This is a genomic window from Bartonella sp. EBT8, assembly GCF_055796165.1.
Genome location: NZ_JBTTDJ010000002.1, coordinates 85,510 through 104,298, shown reverse-complemented (window position 1 = coordinate 104,298; position 18,789 = coordinate 85,510). Strand labels below are relative to the sequence as shown.

Annotated in this window: 17 protein-coding genes and 1 other RNA gene; 11 read left to right on the top strand and 7 right to left on the bottom strand. The window is 37.4% G+C overall.

Annotated elements, in window-relative coordinates:
• Window positions 1-21: 21 nt before the first annotated feature.
• From pstA to gshB, 4 genes are all read right to left on the bottom strand, one after another.
• Window positions 22-1,314: a phosphate ABC transporter permease PstA gene (gene pstA / locus AC0QT4_RS02320; protein WP_473200118.1), complete on the bottom strand. Its 1,293-nt coding sequence runs from the start codon at window positions 1,312-1,314 to the stop codon at window positions 22-24.
• Window positions 1,311-2,771: a phosphate ABC transporter permease subunit PstC gene (gene pstC, locus AC0QT4_RS02315; RefSeq protein WP_473200117.1), complete on the bottom strand. Its 1,461-nt coding sequence runs from the start codon at window positions 2,769-2,771 to the stop codon at window positions 1,311-1,313. The genes pstA and pstC overlap by 4 nt, the downstream gene beginning before the upstream one ends.
• 62 nt (window positions 2,772-2,833) lie before the next feature.
• Window positions 2,834-3,880 (bottom strand): substrate-binding domain-containing protein, encoded by a 1,047-nt coding sequence (locus AC0QT4_RS02310; RefSeq protein ID WP_473200116.1) that lies wholly within the window; start codon window positions 3,878-3,880, stop codon window positions 2,834-2,836.
• Window positions 3,881-3,975: 95 nt separating this feature from the next.
• Entirely contained in the window at window positions 3,976-4,914 is a 939-nt protein-coding gene (gene gshB, locus AC0QT4_RS02305; protein WP_473200115.1) for a glutathione synthase, read from the bottom strand.
• Between the two features lie 87 nt (window positions 4,915-5,001).
• On the opposite strand from gshB, the gene AC0QT4_RS02300 reads away from it, so the two are divergent.
• On the top strand, window positions 5,002-5,790 hold the full coding sequence (locus AC0QT4_RS02300; protein ID WP_473200114.1) for a molybdopterin-synthase adenylyltransferase MoeB: 789 nt from the start codon (window positions 5,002-5,004) through the stop codon (window positions 5,788-5,790).
• Window positions 5,791-6,422: 632 nt separating this feature from the next.
• Here the strand turns inward: AC0QT4_RS02300 and AC0QT4_RS02295 are convergent.
• From AC0QT4_RS02295 to AC0QT4_RS02285, 3 genes are all read right to left on the bottom strand, one after another.
• Window positions 6,423-7,658: an MFS transporter gene (locus AC0QT4_RS02295; protein ID WP_473200232.1), complete on the bottom strand. Its 1,236-nt coding sequence runs from the start codon at window positions 7,656-7,658 to the stop codon at window positions 6,423-6,425.
• A complete protein-coding gene (locus AC0QT4_RS02290) occupies window positions 7,658-8,719 on the bottom strand; it encodes a ThiF family adenylyltransferase (protein WP_473200231.1) in 1,062 nt (353 codons plus the stop codon). Before AC0QT4_RS02290 ends, AC0QT4_RS02295 begins: the two co-directional genes overlap by 1 nt.
• Window positions 8,720-9,396: 677 nt before the next feature.
• Window positions 9,397-9,984: a c-type cytochrome gene (locus tag AC0QT4_RS02285; protein WP_473200113.1), complete on the bottom strand. Its 588-nt coding sequence runs from the start codon at window positions 9,982-9,984 to the stop codon at window positions 9,397-9,399.
• A gap of 105 nt (window positions 9,985-10,089) precedes the next feature.
• On the opposite strand from AC0QT4_RS02285, the gene AC0QT4_RS02280 reads away from it, so the two are divergent.
• The 10 genes from AC0QT4_RS02280 to rimI all read left to right on the top strand — a co-directional run bounded on the left by AC0QT4_RS02280 (window position 10,090) and on the right by rimI (window position 18,762).
• On the top strand, window positions 10,090-10,821 hold the full coding sequence (locus tag AC0QT4_RS02280) for a 3-deoxy-manno-octulosonate cytidylyltransferase (RefSeq protein WP_473200112.1): 732 nt from the start codon (window positions 10,090-10,092) through the stop codon (window positions 10,819-10,821).
• On the top strand, window positions 10,818-11,681 hold the full coding sequence (locus tag AC0QT4_RS02275) for a prephenate dehydratase (protein ID WP_473200111.1): 864 nt from the start codon (window positions 10,818-10,820) through the stop codon (window positions 11,679-11,681). The genes AC0QT4_RS02280 and AC0QT4_RS02275 overlap by 4 nt, the downstream gene beginning before the upstream one ends.
• A 406-nt stretch (window positions 11,682-12,087) precedes the next feature.
• The gene (locus AC0QT4_RS02270) at window positions 12,088-12,495 is read left to right on the top strand and encodes a hypothetical protein (protein WP_473200110.1); all 408 of its coding nucleotides are present in this window, start codon (window positions 12,088-12,090) and stop codon (window positions 12,493-12,495) included.
• 667 nt (window positions 12,496-13,162) lie between these two features.
• Window positions 13,163-13,260: signal recognition particle sRNA small type (gene ffs / locus AC0QT4_RS02265), an RNA gene on the top strand.
• Between the two features lie 228 nt (window positions 13,261-13,488).
• The gene (locus tag AC0QT4_RS02260) at window positions 13,489-15,411 is read left to right on the top strand and encodes a DNA polymerase III subunit gamma/tau (RefSeq protein ID WP_473200230.1); all 1,923 of its coding nucleotides are present in this window, start codon (window positions 13,489-13,491) and stop codon (window positions 15,409-15,411) included.
• A gap of 14 nt (window positions 15,412-15,425) precedes the next feature.
• The gene (locus tag AC0QT4_RS02255; RefSeq protein WP_473200109.1) at window positions 15,426-15,749 is read left to right on the top strand and encodes a YbaB/EbfC family nucleoid-associated protein; all 324 of its coding nucleotides are present in this window, start codon (window positions 15,426-15,428) and stop codon (window positions 15,747-15,749) included.
• A gap of 36 nt (window positions 15,750-15,785) precedes the next feature.
• Window positions 15,786-16,391 carry a recombination mediator RecR gene (gene recR / locus AC0QT4_RS02250; RefSeq protein ID WP_473200108.1) on the top strand — a complete coding sequence of 202 codons (606 nt, stop codon included), beginning with the start codon at window positions 15,786-15,788 and terminating at the stop codon, window positions 16,389-16,391.
• A 57-nt stretch (window positions 16,392-16,448) separates the two neighbouring features.
• On the top strand, window positions 16,449-17,477 hold the full coding sequence (locus AC0QT4_RS02245; RefSeq protein WP_473200107.1) for a YeiH family protein: 1,029 nt from the start codon (window positions 16,449-16,451) through the stop codon (window positions 17,475-17,477).
• A 110-nt stretch (window positions 17,478-17,587) separates the two neighbouring features.
• Window positions 17,588-18,271, top strand: coding sequence for a tRNA (adenosine(37)-N6)-threonylcarbamoyltransferase complex dimerization subunit type 1 TsaB (gene tsaB / locus AC0QT4_RS02240; RefSeq protein WP_473200106.1), 684 nt, complete (start codon window positions 17,588-17,590; stop codon window positions 18,269-18,271).
• Window positions 18,271-18,762, top strand: coding sequence for a ribosomal protein S18-alanine N-acetyltransferase (gene rimI, locus AC0QT4_RS02235; RefSeq protein WP_473200105.1), 492 nt, complete (start codon window positions 18,271-18,273; stop codon window positions 18,760-18,762). The genes tsaB and rimI overlap by 1 nt, the downstream gene beginning before the upstream one ends.
• The last annotated feature ends 27 nt before the right edge of the window (window positions 18,763-18,789 follow it).

The window sequence follows — 18,789 nt, the reverse complement described above, 5'->3', positions numbered from 1 at the left end:
AAAGTTACTGCTTTATCGAAATCACTGGCGCCGTTCAAATCGTCGACGTAAAAAAACAGCAGAAATATTCATGATCGCAAGAAAAATCATTAACACGATAATAGCACCTGATGTCTTTTCAACAAAAGCACGCTCTGCTTCCCCTGCCCACATGAAAATTTGAACAGGCAAAGCTGTTGCTGGATCCATGGGGGTAGAAGGAATATTGACAACAAAAGCAACCATTCCAATCAAAAGCAACGGGGCTGTTTCACCCAGAGCCTGAGCTACACCAATGATCGTACCCGTCAAAATACCAGGAACCGCTAAAGGAACAACGTGATGAAAAACCATTTGTGTTTTCGATGCCCCTAATCCTAAAGCAGCTGCGCGAATAGAGAGAGGAACAGCCCGCAAAGCAGATCGTGTCGCTATAATAATTGTAGGGAGTGTCATAAGAGCCAAGACAAGCCCACCAACAAAAGAGGCTGAACGTGGTAACCCCAAAAAATTAACAAAAACAGCAAGTCCTAAAAGACCAAAAACAATCGAAGGAACAGCAGCAAGATTATTGATGTTAACCTCGATAAAATCTGTAAATTTATTTTTGCGTGCATATTCTTCCAAATAAAGAGCTGTTGCTATCCCTATTGGAAGCGAAATCAATAAAACTATGACTATCATATAAAGAGAGCCAATGATCGCAACCCCTAATCCCGAAGTTTCAGCACGGCTTGAAGCGCCAAATGTAAAAAAACCAAAATTAAATGTTTTATAAAGCGTACCATCATGTGCTAAACGTTTTATCCATTCTACTTGGCGATTAGAAACTTTGCGGTTTTTTTCCGCTACATGTAAATCAATCTGTCCTTTATAAGCAGAATCAATATCTGCTGCAGCTAAAACTTTGATTTTTTGCGTTGTTCCAATCAGTTTTGGATTTTTTGTTACCATTTCACGAAGTTGAACACGTACACCATTTGAAAACATACGATTAATATCTCGTAATAGTGCTCGATCATTTTGATCTATATCAAGTTTTTTTGCCAAAGCATTCCGTACGAGAAGAGGATAATTGGCCGTTATGAGTATCTGCGGATTCGTTTCACGTTGCCCCTTTGAATCAATGATTTTCTCATCCAAATAAATCGATAATGTCATTTCACTTTGAAAAAAAGCTGTATACCCCTGACTGATGATAGACCACAAAAGCGAAAATAAAAAAAATAAACTAATAAAAATAGCAATCAAACCATACGCTCGGAAACGACGTTCAGCCCAATATCGACGCTTGAGGCCAATATTACGACGAGAGACAAGAACTTTTTCATTCATTCGTATTGTTCCCGATATTTACGCACAATATAAAGAGCAAGAATATTCATTAAAAGAGTCATGATGAAGAGCGTCATCCCTAAAGCAAAAGCTACAAGAGTTTGTGGAGAATTAAACTCAAAATCACCTGTTAATTGGTTAACTATCTTAACTGTCATCGTAGTCATTGCTTCGAATGGATTAAGTGTTAGGTTCGCAGCAACACCTGCCGCCAGAACCACAATCATTGTTTCTCCAATTGCACGTGATGCTGTCAATAAAATTGCCCCCATAATTCCTGGAAGCGCTGCCGGTATAACAACTTTCTTAATCGTCTCAGATTGCGTTGCTCCTAAACCATAAGATCCTTCACGCAAAATGCGTGGAACAGCTGTTATAACATCATCCGACAAAGAGGAAACAAAAGGAATCAACATAATTCCCATCACGACTCCAGCCGTTAAAACACTTTGGGCCATAATAAAACCAGCACCACCAGAAAGAGAGACAGAGAGATCACGTAAAAATGGCCCTACAACCTTCAGAGCAAAAAAACCATAAACAATGGTTGGAATACCAGCGAGCACTTCTAACAATGGCTTCACAATTGATCGTAATTGAGTAGAAGCATATTCGGCCATATAAAGAGCTGAAAACAACCCAATAGGAACAGCAAAAAGCATTGCCACAAGCGCAATATAAAGCGTGCCCGCAAGAAGCGGAATAAGACCAAATTGTCCCACTTCATTGCCCGAACCACTCACTGAAAAACGTGGATCCCAAACCGTTCCAAAAAAGAAATTTGATAAGGGTACAGACTGAAAAAAACTCATCGTTTGAAAAAACATGGAAAATGCTATGGCTGCTGTTGTTAAAACCGCAACTATAGATGCGCAAATCAACCCAATGACAATGAAACATTCAACCTTATTGCGCGCACGCTGACGTGGAGCAATTTGGATAATTCCAAAGATAAAACCAAAGAATGCAATGACAAAAAGAAAGCTATGACCAATTAACTGTAGCTCTTTAGAAGAAGAGACCCATGACTGTGCTATTCTTAATACATCCTCTGATACCCCATGGGGTAAAATAGATCCTTTTGCCAATAATTGTGCCTGCACTTCTTCATACGAAGCAGTAACAAAATCGCCCTCAAAGCGATGAACCATTTTGACCAGATTTCGAATAGTTCCCAAAATAAGATCATGATTCACAAGCTCGGTTGCACGTACACTATACGCTTCAACCTCTCGAGAAGCACTATACTCTAAATAAATTGCACTCCCACTCTTCCAAAAAATTAAAAAAATAAGTGCTGGAATAACAGTTATCAAAAATGTCCACCACCCGTAATAATAGGCACGAGAATGCATCTTGTATTGTGCGTATTCAAGAGAGCGAGCTCGCATATAAGAAATATAAAACCCCAGAAAACCGAGAAAAAATAGAAGAAAAATAATAACAGAAATGCGCATATTGTCTTTCAATTTTTACAAAAAAATACCATAGAAAACTTCTATACCGCAAATTCAGAGAATTATTTCAGACTCATCACTCTACCAGAAGAAAAAGCAGAACGTTGTGCTTGTCTTTCTTTTTCAGAAGCAACAACCAAACCATATTCAGCCAATGGACCATCTGGTCCAATCATTTGATCAGAAAGGAAAAAGTTAACATATTCCCATAAACCTGGAATAATACTAACATGTGCTTTCTTAATATAGAAAAAAAGTGGACGAGAAACCGGATATTCGCCGCGTGTAATTGTTTCAACGGTTGGTGCAAACCCATTAATCTCCGCAACCTTTAACTTATCAGCATTATTTTCATAAAAAGATAAACCAAAAACGCCAACCCCTGTTTTATTAGAAATTAAACGCGCAAAGGTTTCAGAATAATCCCCATCAATATCAATAGCTTTTCCATCTCTCCGTACAGCAACACAAGCAGTATGAATCGCTTTATCATCCATTCCTAAAGTCTTCATTAGCTCAACTGCTCCACTCGCTTTACAGCCTTCGGCTAGCAATTTCTCTTCAAAAACTTCACGCGTTCCATGCTTCTCTCCAGGGATATAAGCTGCTATCGTCCAATCAGGAAGAGCTTTATTAACTGCATTCCATTTTGAGACGTTATTGGGTTGCAATTTTCCGTCTATAATAACCCGAGCAGCAAGTGCTCTATAAACATCTACTGGTTGTAGCTTCCAATCAGGACCATTTATATCTGTTGCAAAAACAATACCATCATACCCGATGCGTATTTCTTCAACATCTTTTACACCAGCATCAAAACAAGACTGCAATTCACCAGGCTTCATCGCCCGTGAAGCGTTAACGATATCAATTGTATGCTCCCCAATACCATAACAAAACTCTTTAATACCAGCTCCTGTTCCACCCGATTCGATAACTGGAACCTTAAAGTTTGGATAAGTTTCTCCAAATACTTCAGCAACAATCTTTTGATAAGGTAAAACTGTAGATGAACCCGCAATCTGTATTTGATCACGTGCATTGCCGACATTAATGGACAACAGCATTGCAAAAAACAGTCCCACTCCAACTGACAATACTCTGCTCATCCATAAACTCCTTAGAACTTGAGCCAATATTTTCCACTCTTATCATACAATCATCCAGATTGTAATTCACATTTACGGTATAACAAATAATAAATTTAATGAGCACATTTTAACTCAACGACATCCCAGAAAAGATGGGCAACATCTGCACCACCAAAGCGTTTAATTTCACGAATACCGGTAGGAGATGTCACATTAATTTCCGTTATATAATCTCCAATCACATCAATTCCTACAAGAAGAAGTCCACGTTCCTTTAAAGCTGGGCCAATCCGTTCGCAAATCTCATTATCACGTTTTGTTAAATCAACATTTTCCGCACGCCCTCCAACATGCATATTAGAGCGTGCATCTGTTTCCACCGGAACACGATTAATCGCTCCAACAGGAGTACCATCAAGCAAAATAATTCGTTTATCCCCTTTTCGCACAGCATCTATATAACGTTGCACAATAAAAGGTTCGCGATAACTTTTTGCAAACATTTCTAAGAGTGATGATAAATTGCGATCATCCTGTTTCAAATGAAAAACACCCGCCCCTCCATTGCCATAGAGTGGTTTAAGAATGATATCGCCAAACGTAGCTCTAAAATTCGTTATTTCTTCAATATCTTTTGTAATTAATGTTTCTGGCATCAAATCAGAAAATTCAGTAACAAAAATTTTTTCTGGGCTATTGCGGACCCACTTTGGATCATTCACCACAAGTGTCTTAGGATGAATGCATTCTAACAAATGCGTCGTGGTGATATAATTGAGATCAAAGGGCGGATCTTGGCGTAAAAGGACCACATCCATATCCGTTAACTCCGTGCGTACAGGCTCTCCTAAGTCATAATGGTTCCCCTCTTCATCGCGTACAATCAACGGCTCTAATCGTGTCATCACACAACCATCGCGCATCGATAAATGATCTGGTGTATAATGAAAAAGTGAGTGTCCGCGTTCTTGCGCTGCTAAAGCCAGTGCAAATGTTGTATCTCCTTGAATCCGAATCGTTGAAATGTGATCCATCTGAATGGCAATTTTCATGAATAAAACCTCCCTATACTAAAAGCGGACTAGTCTACGCGCTATAAAATTAGTAAACAATGAAAGAACTATGACAAGAGAAAGCTCATGATACAAGAAGCGGATACAAAATTAAGCCATGAGGAAATAAAACGCTATGCACGCCATATCCTTTTGCCTGAAATCGGAGGAGCTGGTCAACAAAAGCTCAAAACTGCACGCATTCTCGTTGTTGGAGCAGGAGGACTTGGTTCTCCTGTCCTAAGCTATTTAGCCGCTGCAGGCGTTGGAACCCTTGGAATTGTTGATGACGATATCGTTTCGCTTTCCAATTTACAACGCCAAGTGATTCACAAAACGAACACAATTAATCAATTAAAGACTGAGAGCGCTAAAGCCGCTATACAAGCGATAAACCCTCATATTATTGTTGAAAAACATAACACACGCTTAGATAAAAGTAATGTGGATAAATTATTAAATGCCTATGATATTATTGTTGATGGTAGTGATAATTTTGCCACACGCTACTTACTTGCCGATCATGCTGCCCAATGCGCAAAACCCTTAATCAGTGGTGCTGTAGAACGTTTTAATGGCTCATTGACAGTGCTCATGCCTTATAAAGACAATAATCCTCACTATCGAGACCTATTCCCCAATCCACCTGCTCCAGACACTCTCCCAACATGTGCTGAAAACGGAATCATCGGTGCTTTACCCGGAGTCATTGGAACACTCCAAGCCATGGAAGCCATTAAACTTATCACAAACATTGGTGAACCATTAGTAGGAAAAATTCTCCTCTATAATGGATTATCCGCACAATTTAATATCATTACCTATAAACGGTCAAATTCCAGCGCAAATAAAACAAACATCAAGGCGTGCATATAAGGATTTTGAGAAAAAGAAAAATACGATCGGCAAAGCCATGTTCAATCATTTTTCCATTGCACATAATACTCATTTCATGTGCAAGCACTTTGACAACTTTTAAATCATGGATCATCAACAGATAATACAAGAGTTATTTATTGTGGTTGACGAAAAAGACTAATAATCAGTCCCGACATGCTCACATCACATCAAGAGAAGAGGTTGGTTCATCAAGCGTGATAAAGTGTGGTTTGAGAAGTATTGCATGAGCAAGAGTAATTCACTGCCTCTTTTTACGTGAAAACACATATGGATAACAGAGCGGGGGAAAAGCCATCAATTTCGTGCAAAACTTCAATAGACCAATACCCCTTTTTCATTATCCTCATTAATTCTGAGCAAGTTCTTTTCTCTACACTCTTGAGTAAAAGCAAAATTGCAGTTTTTCAAAAAATCTCAAAAACTATATTCAATGAAATAAACTAGTTTTAGCAGGACAAAATTCTGTACGATTTCAATGCACTTCATCAATAATTTACAAAATAGAAAAAATTCTTGTGATAGATTACCCTCTTTCATGAGTATAATGCATCCTAATCGTTTTTCTGATCTATAAAACTTCGGAAACAATCGCTTTTTTAACTGTATTTTCATATAGTTTTTTTCAAAACAGATTTAGTAGGCAACGACATCCACTTGATGATTACCACGCCACACATAAAAAAAGTTAAAATCGGCAATACAAGGTAATAAGACGGTGGAATTGTTGCAGGGAGAAAAGAAATGACACTTAATGCCGCTATCGAGAATATTCTTCCGCTAAAAGATGCAGCACCGACAATGCCGGAAATATGTTGAGTTTGTTTTTTGTTAAGCTCTGAAAAAAACAAACTCTTTGCACCTATCGGTACAGTGCAAATAAACCCATGAATTAATGAAAATGCGATAACTGATGCAGCAATTTGACTGCTATGGACAAAAAAATAAAGAGCCATACACATCAGGGTAGAAAAGAATGAAAAATACTTTATGGAGTTTTTATATTTTTTATCGAGTACGTGATATTTAGACATCAGAGAATTAGAAAAATATTGAGCTGAGAAAGCGCCAGCATGGCAGAACATGAGTAGCAGCATCTGCGAATTGTTGAGGTGGTCAAATTTGCCACCTGAGAGTATTATCGGTTGCCAAAAGTGATAAATAACCTGAATGCCCGCGCTAAACAGGCACATCAGCAAAATAAACCATGCTCCTCCCACGGTGTTTTGAAATATCCAGAGTGTTTCCTTAGCATTTTGTAGGATAGTTTTGGTTTTTGTTCCTTCACTCATGAATATTTTTTCTTCAGGAATGATAAGGAATATAAAGAAAATTATTCCCATCATCAGGCTTGAGATAATATATCCCATGAAATATTGCCCAAAATAATATATCGTTGCAATTCCTATGATACCGCTAACAATGCTACCAAGAGAGTTTATCTGATGAGCGAGATGTGCATAATAAGAAAAGCGGTCTTGTTTACTACCTAAAGAATGGTAAATCCAGCCGTCAATGGCACTGGTAATGAGGCAAATTCCCGCTGCATAGAGAATTTGTGCAATCATAAGCGCTGTCATATTGGGAGCTTGAAGACAAAGAAAATAAAACACTCCTGTCAGAAAAACTCCAACCGTGACTGAGTATTTATGTCGATATTTGTCAGCTAAAACAGCACAAGGAAAATCAAGAAGCAAAACAGTTATTGAAAAGGCAATTTGCAGCAAAGCCAATTGGGATAGAGTAACCCCCATAGACATTAGAAAAATGGCGTGATAAACACCAATGAGCATTCGTATTGCATGGTAAGATCCATAGGTTACAGCAAGTATTCGAGGTCTGTTCATCAACTTGTCCCACAAACTTTGCAATGAGGATTCTTTTCTAAGCAACGCTCTTCTGTGAAAAGTTTGCTGCTCCATATCCCTATACGGCGATCAATGGACAGGAGCTCACCATAACCACCCAAAAATTTAAGAGCATCATTAGCACACATAGCCGCTGAAAGAGCATTCACAGGAGGAAACGTCGCAACTTTAAAATTATTATTAATAGCAGCGCAAACCTCATAGATTAAACCATCGCTTTTTTCGGGAAGATTTCCTATCGATGAACCGCATACATAGCAACCGGTTTTTCCAGGTATATAAAAAGGTCCAAATACAGCAATATCATTGACATAGCCGGAATTTATATAAGCTTGTTTATTTTTTATACACCATTCGTTTATCCATGGGACTAAATGGTCAGGTTCATCAGCAGAAATGATCCACAAATCGGCTTTAGGCAATTTGCTAATATCTTCTTTTATAGTGATCGACATTTGTAATTCGCTAATCTCTATTTGACTATTCCTTTGTATAAACTCACGCTGAAGAACAGTCGTCTTAGGAAGACTAATATCTTGTTCAGTAAAAAGAATTTGTCTGGTAAGACTGGTTATCTCGATTACATCATTGTCGACAAGAATTAACTTTTCCACGCCAGAGGATGCAAGTATCGCTGATACATGATTACTAATTCCCCCACCCCCTAAAATGACTACCACTTTTTGTGAAAAGATACGTTGAATAGACTCTGGATTCATACCGTAACTTTGATAATAGAGATGATTTCTCGAATATCGATTATTGAAAATATTATCCGATGTCTCTGCTAACACAACGAAATGATTGGAAAAAAGAAAGTCAAACGCGCGGTTAAAGTCTTCTCTCAACATGATTGATGATAGCGAATTATAAGCTTCCTCTATCGTCTTTTTCTCGATCCATTGTGCCGCGAGAAGTACAAAATTTTCCCAGCCTTTTTTCTTATTGATAACAAACTGCTTTGAACCGGCACCGAAAATTGCATTCTCTTTACGGACAAGAACACGGATGTATTTTCCTAAAATATATTGACGTTCCATTGCCCCCCATTTATTCATTAAATAAACTTTCCCCTGAAAAATTATTTTAGGGAAAAGAATCTTCCTTATCAATTAAAACCTATATGATCCATAATACCCCCCCTCTTCTTAAATATTGTTTCCGTTATTCATCACTCCTGTGATAAAAATGAGCTTGAATCAAAACATCATTATTATCAATATGTTTTATGTGACCTAGCATGAATGTTCTTACAAAATACGCATCGAGTTCCTTAGAAAATAGAAAAAACCTCATGCATAAGAACTCTCTTTTGCCTCAGGCAACAATACGCGAAGCTTGATGTTATCAGGTTTTATTTTCTATGGCACTTAGTTAGCTAACTTCAACAAAACGCAAATGGCGTACCCTACAGATTTATTCACTTTCTTTGATGGAGATGAAAGCAATTTTATTTTCAACGAAACTCTTAATGAGATTTTGCCTGATGCTTGTACTTTCCAACTTTAATTGGATTATTTTGATTCAATCAATCATAGGTGTATTTTGTTACATTCCAACAATAGAGAGAAAATACAGAAGGAAACTTTGTCACTAACGCACAATTTTAAACAGCACTCAAATTCAATACATCCACCAACCTCTACCTTTTTAGCAAATGAATTTTGGTAATCTGTCTTTATTCTTGATAATCAAAATATGATTATAAAACAATGATTTATTTATCAAATAGTTTATCTTTGGTCTGACTTGGTTTTTCTTCCTTATTATCCATTGGTAAAGGAACAGGATGATCAGATAAACTACGCAAATAAAGCAAAAGATCAGCACGATCTTGGTCATTTTTGATCCCACGGAAAGACATAATGGTTCCTGGGAACGCTTTACGTGGTGATTGTATATAACGATCTAAAGTTACAAAATCCCATTTTTGATGAGAATTTGCACGCAACACTCGTGAATACGCAAAGCTTGGTGCCGCTGCCAAAGGACGGTTGACTATGTCCCAAAGCACTGGACCAACACGACCAGATTCATTGCGTCCAGAGGTATGGCATATAGCACATTGGTGAAAAATTTTACGCCCATTTTCAAGATTAGCTTGTTGAAGACGATCTGTTAGAGACAAAGAACTCTCAGATGTATGCTGTTTCTCTTTAAATGCTTCATTCTTTGCAACTGGATGAGGATGTTGAACTGATGGAGAATTATCGTAGATTATATTGCTGAGTGTAGAAATCCCTACCACCATAATCAGCACAAAAAGGCAAGCAAAAACAAAATAGACGATAGTCGAGCGATTCATAAAAACTTAAATGTTCATCTTTTCATTACTACTTTGTAGTTTAAGCTTTTTCCTTATAAGATACAATATTATAAATGCATGACACACGGTATTTGGAACATTACAATGGCACTTGAACCTATTATTCTTATCCCTGCTCGCATAGGCTCAACCCGCCTACCCCAAAAAGCTCTCGCCGAGATTGCTGGAAAACCAATGATTGTTCATGTTGTTGAACAAGCAAAAAGAGCTGCAATAGGACGTACTCTCGTTGCAACAGATCATAATGATATCGCCAAAGTTGTTACGACTTATGGGCATGAATGTATCATGACCTCTTGTGATCATAAATCTGGATCTGATCGCATTTATGAAGCCTTAACGCGTATTGATCCTGAACAACGCTACAATACCATTTTGAATTTACAAGGTGATCTCCCAACAATAACACCTCATGAGATCACCAGTACTTTACGCCCTCTAGAAAATAATCTTACTGATATTGCAACTTTGTGTGCCAAAATCATTGAGGAAGATGAGAGGATAGATCCTAATGTTGTCAAAGTTATTGGTACACCGCTTTCCCAAAATCGCCTTCGTTCTCTTTATTTTACCCGTGCAACAGCGCCTTACGGAGATGGCTCCCTTTTCCACCATATTGGAATCTATGCCTATCGACGCGAAGCACTTGAAAAATTTGTAGGGCTTAAACCCTCTCCACTTGAGCAACGTGAAAAGCTTGAACAATTACGCGCATTAGAACATAATATGCGTATTGATGTAGAAATAATTGAGACTATTCCCTTAAGCGTCGATACACAACGTGATCTTGAACGAGTCCGTAAGATTTTAGCATGAAAATACTTAAAAAAACTAATAAGATCTCTTTCCAAGGAGAATATGGTGCAAATTCTCATATTGCTTGCTCCAATATGTTTCCCAATATGGATGCTGTGCCCTCTACTACTTTTGAAGATGCCCTCAACTTGGTAGAAAGCGGGCAAGCTGATCTTGCTATGATTCCTATTGAAAATACTCTTGCTGGACGCGTTGCAGATATTCATCACCTCTTACCGCAGTCATCCCTTTATATTATTGGCGAATATTTTTTGCCTATACATTTTCAACTCATGGTTTTACCGGGTGTTACGCTTGAAGAAATTAAAACCGTCCATAGCCATACACACGCCCTTGCACAATGCCGTAAAATTATACGCAACAATGGTTGGATCCCTGTAACCTCTGCTGATACAGCTGGAGCCGCAAAATTTATTAAAAAAGATGCAAAACGTTCACAAGCAGCCTTAGCTCCTCTGATCGCGGCTGAACTCTATGGTCTTGATATTATTGAAAAAAATGTTGAAGATAGTCCCCATAATATTACTCGTTTTGTCATCCTTTCGCGTTCTCAAAAACATGTACCAAAACCCCAAAATGGCGAAAAAATCATTACCAGTCTTCTTTTTCGAGTGCGCAATGTGCCAGCTGCCCTTTATAAAACTCTGGGAGGATTTGCTACAAACGGTATCAATATGACAAAATTAGAAAGCTACCAAATTGGTGGAAATTTCAATGCAACACAATTCTTTGTTGATATTGAAGGACATCCTGAAGAACCTATGATGCAACTCGCCTTAGAAGAACTGTCTTTCTTTTCCGCTGAATTTCGTATTATCGGTATTTATCCGGCTAAAAACGATCGAGCACTCTATGTATGAAAGACACTTAAATTGGATAATTTTTGTACGTAAGAAAGGACACACTTGAAACACAATACAAGTAACAACCCATACTTTTCTTTCGTCACCCCATTTTCCTCATATAGGAAAGAATTCTTTATAAAAAATATATCATTTTCTATTGCAATTTATTTCAAAGTGAAACCTGTAAACCTTCCAAATAAGGTCAAAAAATAACTTCAATTGCTACCAGAGCACATTAATTTGCCTTCAACTGTCTTGGACTTAAAAGCTAAAAATGATTTTTATAAAATTTACAAAATTAGAAAATGCACTTTAGCTCCACTTTTCGTTTTAAATTTTATCTTTTCTCTTTACGAAAACTAATTTATAATCCACATTCTAGAATAATTTACAATTCATATTCTGGGATAAAAGGAAAAAAATGAAAAAAATCTTCAGTCAAGGATTATTGATTGCCAATATCCTTATGTGCTCCAGTGTTGCTTTTGCTGGCTTTGGTGAGAAAGAATGGGATTTTGCGCCAGGTGAAAGTGTTGAGATTGGTACATCCGATAAAATGCATCACGGCGTTGAATACTCTTGTAAGGTGTTTAAGCCCAAGAAAGCATCTTTTACTTTATCTTACTCTTCCCCTTCTGATTTAAACAAATTGAAAATTGTTGCTGACGATGAAAAAAAGATAAAGCATAATAAAAAACAGCGAATCTTTAGGCTTCAAAGTATAACATCTCTCCAAATAAGCTTCCCTCCATCAGGAAATTATGTTTTTAAAAATATTACTAAGAAAAGGGTTGTTGGGAAAAATTGTGATACAGGAGACTACGATTGATAAGATTTCCAAGAGCCTTTAAGTTCATGTAGATTTCCGCAATTATTGAAGTAAGTTTTTAAAATCAGGTGTCGTGAATTATCGATACCTGTTTTTTTATGAGGGTTTGTATTTATTTAACAAAATCAAACTGTTCAAACTAAATCGCGAAACACTCAATACGTTAGATATTGAGTAAATTTTATAACCAATTAAATTATTTTATATTTTCATTAGTATAGATTTTTTTAACAAGGACATTATCTCCATCAAGAATTCATCCGTCATTTAAAGCAGTATAATATAGATTGCGTTGTGCTATTTTGTAATAATATTTTCCCCCCAATATTCCAATTTCAGCTTATTAAGTACCCTCATCTGTTGAGCCTTTCTTTTTTGTCACCGCAAAGTTCTCATAATTTTTAAAAAACTTCAAAAAATACATATTCTTGCCTAAAATTCTAAAACAGACTTAGTTAATTAGCGTCTCCTCAATATCGCACAAAATCAACACTTTTGTTCAGATCCATCACTCTATGATGAGTTCTTGGAATGAAAGTGAATGAATTCGTATCCATTGGTCATTCATAGTGCAAGATTGAACTCAAAAGAACACTTCTTTGTCGTTCTTATCATATTTTTTGTTTCTTAGCTTGATTTTTCATTTTAAATCGACAATATGGGCTTGGGAGGTTGGTAGTGGACGAACTACTCGCCAACTGGGTCAGGTCTGGAAAGAAGCAGCCCCAACGAGTTTTGGTACGGGTCATCGTACCAGCCTCCTTTTTATCGGATAAATTATATTTTTATCATTCAATAAAACGTCTCCACTGTTTTAAAATGATATGGTGGTGTGAAAAATAAAGACTTTGAGCTGTCTTTAAGAAAATTGTTCTATTTCTTCAAAAAATAATTTGATTGAGAAAAAATCCTTTTATATTAGAGTACAGTAGCAACTTGTGCTTTTGTGTTATAAAAATATACGCATAAAGAGTTTCAAAATTGGAATCGTTGATGGAAAATACGCCGGTAGAAACAACCTATCGTGTTCTTGCTCGCAAATATCGACCTCAGAATTTTTCTGACCTCATTGGTCAAGAAGCCATGGTGCGTACCCTCACAAATGCCTTTGACACAGGTCGCATTGCACAAGCGTGGATGCTAACAGGAATTCGCGGAGTGGGTAAAACCACAACAGCACGTATTTTAGCACGTGCCCTCAATTATAAAACACAAGAGATTAACCAACCAACAACCGTATTGGATACACTTGGTGAACATTGCACGCAAATCATTGAAGGACGTCATATCGATGTTATAGAAATGGATGCAGCTTCGCATACAGGTATTGATGATATTCGTGAAATTATTGAACAAATACGTTACCGTCCGGTTTCTGCACGCTATAAGGTTTATATTATTGATGAAGTGCATATGCTTTCAACACAAGCATTTAATGGCTTATTGAAAACGCTTGAAGAACCACCAGCGCATGTAAAATTTATTTTTGCAACAACAGAAATTCGCAAAGTTCCCATCACAATCCTTTCACGTTGCCAGCGTTTTGACTTACGGCGTATTGAATCTGCTATCTTAGTTTCACATTTGCGCCAAATTGCAAAATATGAAAACGTAGAGGTGGAAGAGCAGGCACTCTCTATGATTGCTCGCGCTGCAGAAGGCTCTGTACGTGATGCACTGTCCATTTTTGATCAAGCAATTGCTCATAGCCAGGGCAATGTTAGTGCTGTTGCTGTGCGCACAATGTTAGGATTAGCTGATCAAGCACGTATTATTGATCTTTTTGAATTCATCATGAAAGGCAATGTTGTCGATGCATTGCATGAATTACGCAACCAATATGATGCAGGCGCTGATCCTCTCACTATATTGACAGAATTGGCCGATTTTAATCATCTTGTAACACGTCTCCGTTTTACTCCAAACATAGCAGAAGATTCCTCGCTTACTGAAAATGAACGTTTAAGAAGCCTCAATTTTTCACAAAAACTTTCCATCCCTATTTTATCTCGAAACTGGCAAATGTTGCTCAAAGGCTTACAGGAAGTTAGTCAAACTGCGCATCCGCTTCAAGCCGCCGAAATGTTACTTATTCGTCTTGCACATACTGCTGATCTGCCAACCCTTGATGAAGCTTTGAAAAAAATTTCACAAGAAAAAACACCTCTCACAATTGTTCCAAATGCTTCCCACCAAGAGTTCACAAATGTAAATAATACGACAAAAGAAACAACTGAGTATACCTCTTCTGCTCCAGACGTTTCAAAAACATCACAAAATCAATCAGATATAAAAACATCATTGGAAAACCAATTAGACCACTCTTTACAACAAAAAGATTCAGCCAAAATTCAAAATCCTGAAAGCATTCATATTCCTGAAATAACAAAAACTTTTGAAACTTCTCCATCTGTTGATCCATCTCAAGATATTGTAAATTTATCGCATTCCACCACACAAACAGTAAAAGAGATGACTGAATCGCAACCCATCGTTATCGATTCCTTGCGCGATATGGTTAAATTAGCTGAACAGTATAATGATGATTCTTTCAAAATTTTTGTTAAAGAATTTGTTCATCCTGTATCTTTTCAACCAGGGCATATTACCTTAAGACTTTCCGAAAATGCTCCACTTTCACTTGCTCGTGATCTAGAAAAAACACTTTTTCAATGGACCAAGAAACACTGGACTGTAACTTTTGTTAATGAAGGAGGAGGACCAACCCTACAAGAAGAGAGTTTGGCTATCCAAAAAACTCTTTTTTCCAATGCGCAAACAGATCCTGATATTGCGAAAATACTTGACTATTTCCCAGAAGCAAAAATTGTCGATATTCGTTTGAATAAACAAGAAAACGATCTTGATTTACTCTCTAATACCTTTAAAAATGAAAATGATATAAACGATGAATAAGGATACCTCTTTCTATGCGTGAAATGATGAATATGATGAAAAAAGCTAAAGAAGTGCAAGAAAAAATGCAAAAAATGCGAGAAGAAATGGCGAATATGCAAGCCATTGGCTCTGCAGGCGGTGGTCTTGTAAATATCACTATAAATGGTAACAATAGCATAATAGCGCTTCAAATTGATCCTTCATTACTCAAACCTGAGGAGGTTGAAATTCTTGAAGATCTCATTATAGCAGCACATCATGAAGCTAAAACAAAAATTGAAATTGCTATAGAAGAAAAAACAAAAGCTATGACAGCAGGGCTACCACTTCCAACAGGTTTAAAACTTCCACTCTAATATAACCGGATTTATTTAATCCTGTGAGATAAAAATATGTCTAAATACATTGCAGGACCTGAGATTGAGCGTCTCATTCAGCTGTTAGCACGGATACCAGGTCTTGGTCCACGTTCAGCGCGTCGTGCTGCGCTTCATCTTATTAAAAAAAAGGAATCCTTATTGGAACCTTTAGGAGTAGCAATACAAGCAACTATAGACAAAGTTGGTCTTTGTTCTGTTTGTGGCAATGTAGATACAACTAACCCCTGTTCAATTTGTACAGATCCCCGACGCGATGATACGACAATTATTGTTGTTGAGGATATTGCTGATTTATGGGCTCTTGAGCGTGCAAAAATTTTAGCAGCCCGTTATCATGTTTTAGGCGGCCGGCTTTCACCCTTAGATGGGATTGGTCCAGATGAACTCAACATTGCGCCTTTAATACAGCGTGTTGTAACGAGCTCAATTACGGAGATTATTTTAGCCGTGAATGCTACTGTTGAAGGACAAACAACAGCTCACTATATTACCGATCAGCTTTCCAATTTCTCTATTAAAATTACTCGTCTTGCTCATGGAGTACCCGTAGGAGGTGAATTGGATTATCTTGATGATGGGACATTAGCTGCTGCATTACAAGCGAGAACCAATCTTTGAAACTACCCTTACTTGCCTATTACCTTCCTTGTCTATCCTTTTTTACTGTATAGGAAAATGCCCCCAAAAAGCCCCTCTCTTCTGAAAGATCTTGGACCTGGTGTTCTAACGTGTCTCCTTATATCCGCTTTAGCCTATGGCTTAGAAATTATAGAAAAACAGCTTTTTGCAGAAACGTGGCTTGAAAGCCTTGTCTTAGCAATATTACTAGGTTCTATTGCTCGTAGTTGTTTTACTTTTCCAAAATATTTTCAAAAAGGTATAAATTTTTGCGCAAAAACACTTCTCGAAATCGCTATCGTTCTTCTAGGTACAAGTATTAGCATCCATGCTGTTCTTTCAACTAGCTGGAGTTTGCTTGTTGGCATCGTATTTATTCTCTTTATCACTATTCTTATCAGTTTTGTTATTGGACGGCTTTTTGGGCTTTCTCCACATTTAGCAATGCTGGTTGCATGTGGTAATGCCATTTGTGGTAATTCCGCCATTGTTGCAACTGCACCTGTCATTAATGCAAAGCATGAAGATGTAGCCGCGTCAATTGCCTTTACCGCACTCTTAGGCGTTATTATCATTTTACTTTTACCCTTTTTACAGCCACTTCTCGATTTATCATTTAATCAATATGGCGTGCTTGCCGGCATGGTCGTTTATGCTGTGCCACAAGTTTTAGCGGCAACAGCATCTGTCTCTTTTCTAAGTGTTCAAATTGCAACAATTGTCAAACTAGTACGGGTTTTAATGTTAGGCCCTGTTATTATTACTCTATCAATTATTTATCGCCGCTCCGCAAAAACACGCTTACGTTTACATACACTCGTCCCATGGTTTATCATCGGTTTTATTCTTATGATGCTTGTCCGCTCAAGTGGTCTTATTTCTACAACAGCTCTTAACCCTCTCAAAATTATTGCTCAGTTGTTTACTGTTATCTCAATGGCAGCATTGGGATTAGGCGTTGATATTCGTTCATTAAAAAAAGCAGGATGGCGGGTTATCTTAGCTTCAACCTGCTCCATACTAATCCTTGCTGCTTGTAGCCTTATTATGATAAAATTAATTGATTTGAACCATATAATATTTTAAATATGCATCTTCTTAAAAAAGATTGCAAAATCAAAATATAGTAAAAAACAAACGAAATTTAAAAATACAGCAGTCTTTTGTGTGTCATATTATTCAATGAGAATATTTTTATGCTTATTCTTGCTATAGATACAGCTTCAGTCCATTGCGCTGTTGCGCTTACCCGTCGTAAATCTGTTATTGCCCGTATCAGCGAGCGCATAAATAAAGGACATGCCGAAAAAATCATTGGACATATTGCACAAATAACTGATCAAGCTAACGTTACTCTTAATCAAATTGATCGCATTGCTGTCAATATTGGTCCTGGATCATTTACCGGTGTGCGCGTAGGTGTTGCAACAGCAAAAGCTTTGGCATTAGCGCTTGAAATACCAGCTATTGGAGTAAGTGCACTCGAAGCATTAGCAGCACAAATAAGAAATAAAAATACCACGTCAGCAATCACTGTTGTTATTGAAGCAGGAAGAGAGATGTTCTACCATCAAAATTTCAAGGAAGATCTCACACCTTTGGGAGAACCAAGATTAAAAACAATTGAAAATATTATCAAAGATTTACCGCAGACAACAATATTAACCGGTTCAGCAGCTGGCACCCTTGAACTTTATATTGAAAACAATAAGCTTAAAAAAAATATTGTGCGAGATCAAACCCTCTGCGAAACAGCTGATGTTGTAAGCTATGCTCACCTTGCAGCAAATAAGAAACCACAAGATCCACCTCGCCCACTCTATTTACGCAATGCTGACGCAAAACAACAAACCGGTTTTGCTTTACCACGAAAAAAATAATGTTTAAATTTTCATCGACAAACAAGCATTTTAGAGCTGCTCCACTCCACGTTGATGATAGTGCTTCTCTTCATCAGATTTATCAGAATTGTTTCACCCCTGCTTGGGAAAAACAAGCTTTTGATCATTTTTTAACAGATCACTCTATCTTTGGATATAAAGCCACCCCCATTAATGAACCAGAGAAAATTTTAGGATTTTGCCTCTACCGCTTCATTCTTGATGAAGCAGAAATCATCACAATTGCTGTTCATCCACATTTCCGTCGACAAGGAATTGGCTCCTTGCTTATCGATAGCATATTTTGTCATCTTCACCACGAAGGAGCCATAAAACTCTTCTTGGAAGTAGAAGAAACGAATCTTTCTGCTTTGAATCTTTACCAACGTTTTAAATTTGAAAAAATTGCTAAACGTCCTGCCTACTACCAATCACACAACAGGCGGACAGATGCGATCCTTATGCAAAAAACTTTTAAGCAAATAGATTGAGATTTCTGTTAAAAACATTTAGACATG

What these genes read in the sequence shown, in the direction of transcription:
- AC0QT4_RS02275 (WP_473200111.1), top strand. Translation starts at nt 10,818, where the DNA reads ATGAAAATACTTAAAAAAACTAATAAGATCTCTTTCCAAGGAGAATAT.
- gshB (WP_473200115.1), bottom strand. Translation starts at nt 4,914, where the DNA reads ATGAAAATTGCCATTCAGATGGATCACATTTCAACGATTCGGATTCAA.
- AC0QT4_RS02295 (WP_473200232.1), bottom strand. Translation starts at nt 7,658, where the DNA reads ATGAACAGACCTCGAATACTTGCTGTAACCTATGGATCTTACCATGCA.
- AC0QT4_RS02260 (WP_473200230.1), top strand. Translation starts at nt 13,489, where the DNA reads ATGGAAAATACGCCGGTAGAAACAACCTATCGTGTTCTTGCTCGCAAA.
- pstC (WP_473200117.1), bottom strand. Translation starts at nt 2,771, where the DNA reads ATGCGCATTTCTGTTATTATTTTTCTTCTATTTTTTCTCGGTTTTCTG.
- rimI (WP_473200105.1), top strand. Translation starts at nt 18,271, where the DNA reads ATGTTTAAATTTTCATCGACAAACAAGCATTTTAGAGCTGCTCCACTC.
- pstA (WP_473200118.1), bottom strand. Translation starts at nt 1,314, where the DNA reads ATGAATGAAAAAGTTCTTGTCTCTCGTCGTAATATTGGCCTCAAGCGT.
- recR (WP_473200108.1), top strand. Translation starts at nt 15,786, where the DNA reads ATGTCTAAATACATTGCAGGACCTGAGATTGAGCGTCTCATTCAGCTG.
- AC0QT4_RS02290 (WP_473200231.1), bottom strand. Translation starts at nt 8,719, where the DNA reads ATGGAACGTCAATATATTTTAGGAAAATACATCCGTGTTCTTGTCCGT.
- AC0QT4_RS02270 (WP_473200110.1), top strand. Translation starts at nt 12,088, where the DNA reads ATGAAAAAAATCTTCAGTCAAGGATTATTGATTGCCAATATCCTTATG.
- AC0QT4_RS02285 (WP_473200113.1), bottom strand. Translation starts at nt 9,984, where the DNA reads ATGAATCGCTCGACTATCGTCTATTTTGTTTTTGCTTGCCTTTTTGTG.
- AC0QT4_RS02280 (WP_473200112.1), top strand. Translation starts at nt 10,090, where the DNA reads ATGGCACTTGAACCTATTATTCTTATCCCTGCTCGCATAGGCTCAACC.
- tsaB (WP_473200106.1), top strand. Translation starts at nt 17,588, where the DNA reads ATGCTTATTCTTGCTATAGATACAGCTTCAGTCCATTGCGCTGTTGCG.
- AC0QT4_RS02310 (WP_473200116.1), bottom strand. Translation starts at nt 3,880, where the DNA reads ATGAGCAGAGTATTGTCAGTTGGAGTGGGACTGTTTTTTGCAATGCTG.
- AC0QT4_RS02300 (WP_473200114.1), top strand. Translation starts at nt 5,002, where the DNA reads ATGATACAAGAAGCGGATACAAAATTAAGCCATGAGGAAATAAAACGC.
- AC0QT4_RS02255 (WP_473200109.1), top strand. Translation starts at nt 15,426, where the DNA reads ATGCGTGAAATGATGAATATGATGAAAAAAGCTAAAGAAGTGCAAGAA.
- AC0QT4_RS02245 (WP_473200107.1), top strand. Translation starts at nt 16,449, where the DNA reads ATGCCCCCAAAAAGCCCCTCTCTTCTGAAAGATCTTGGACCTGGTGTT.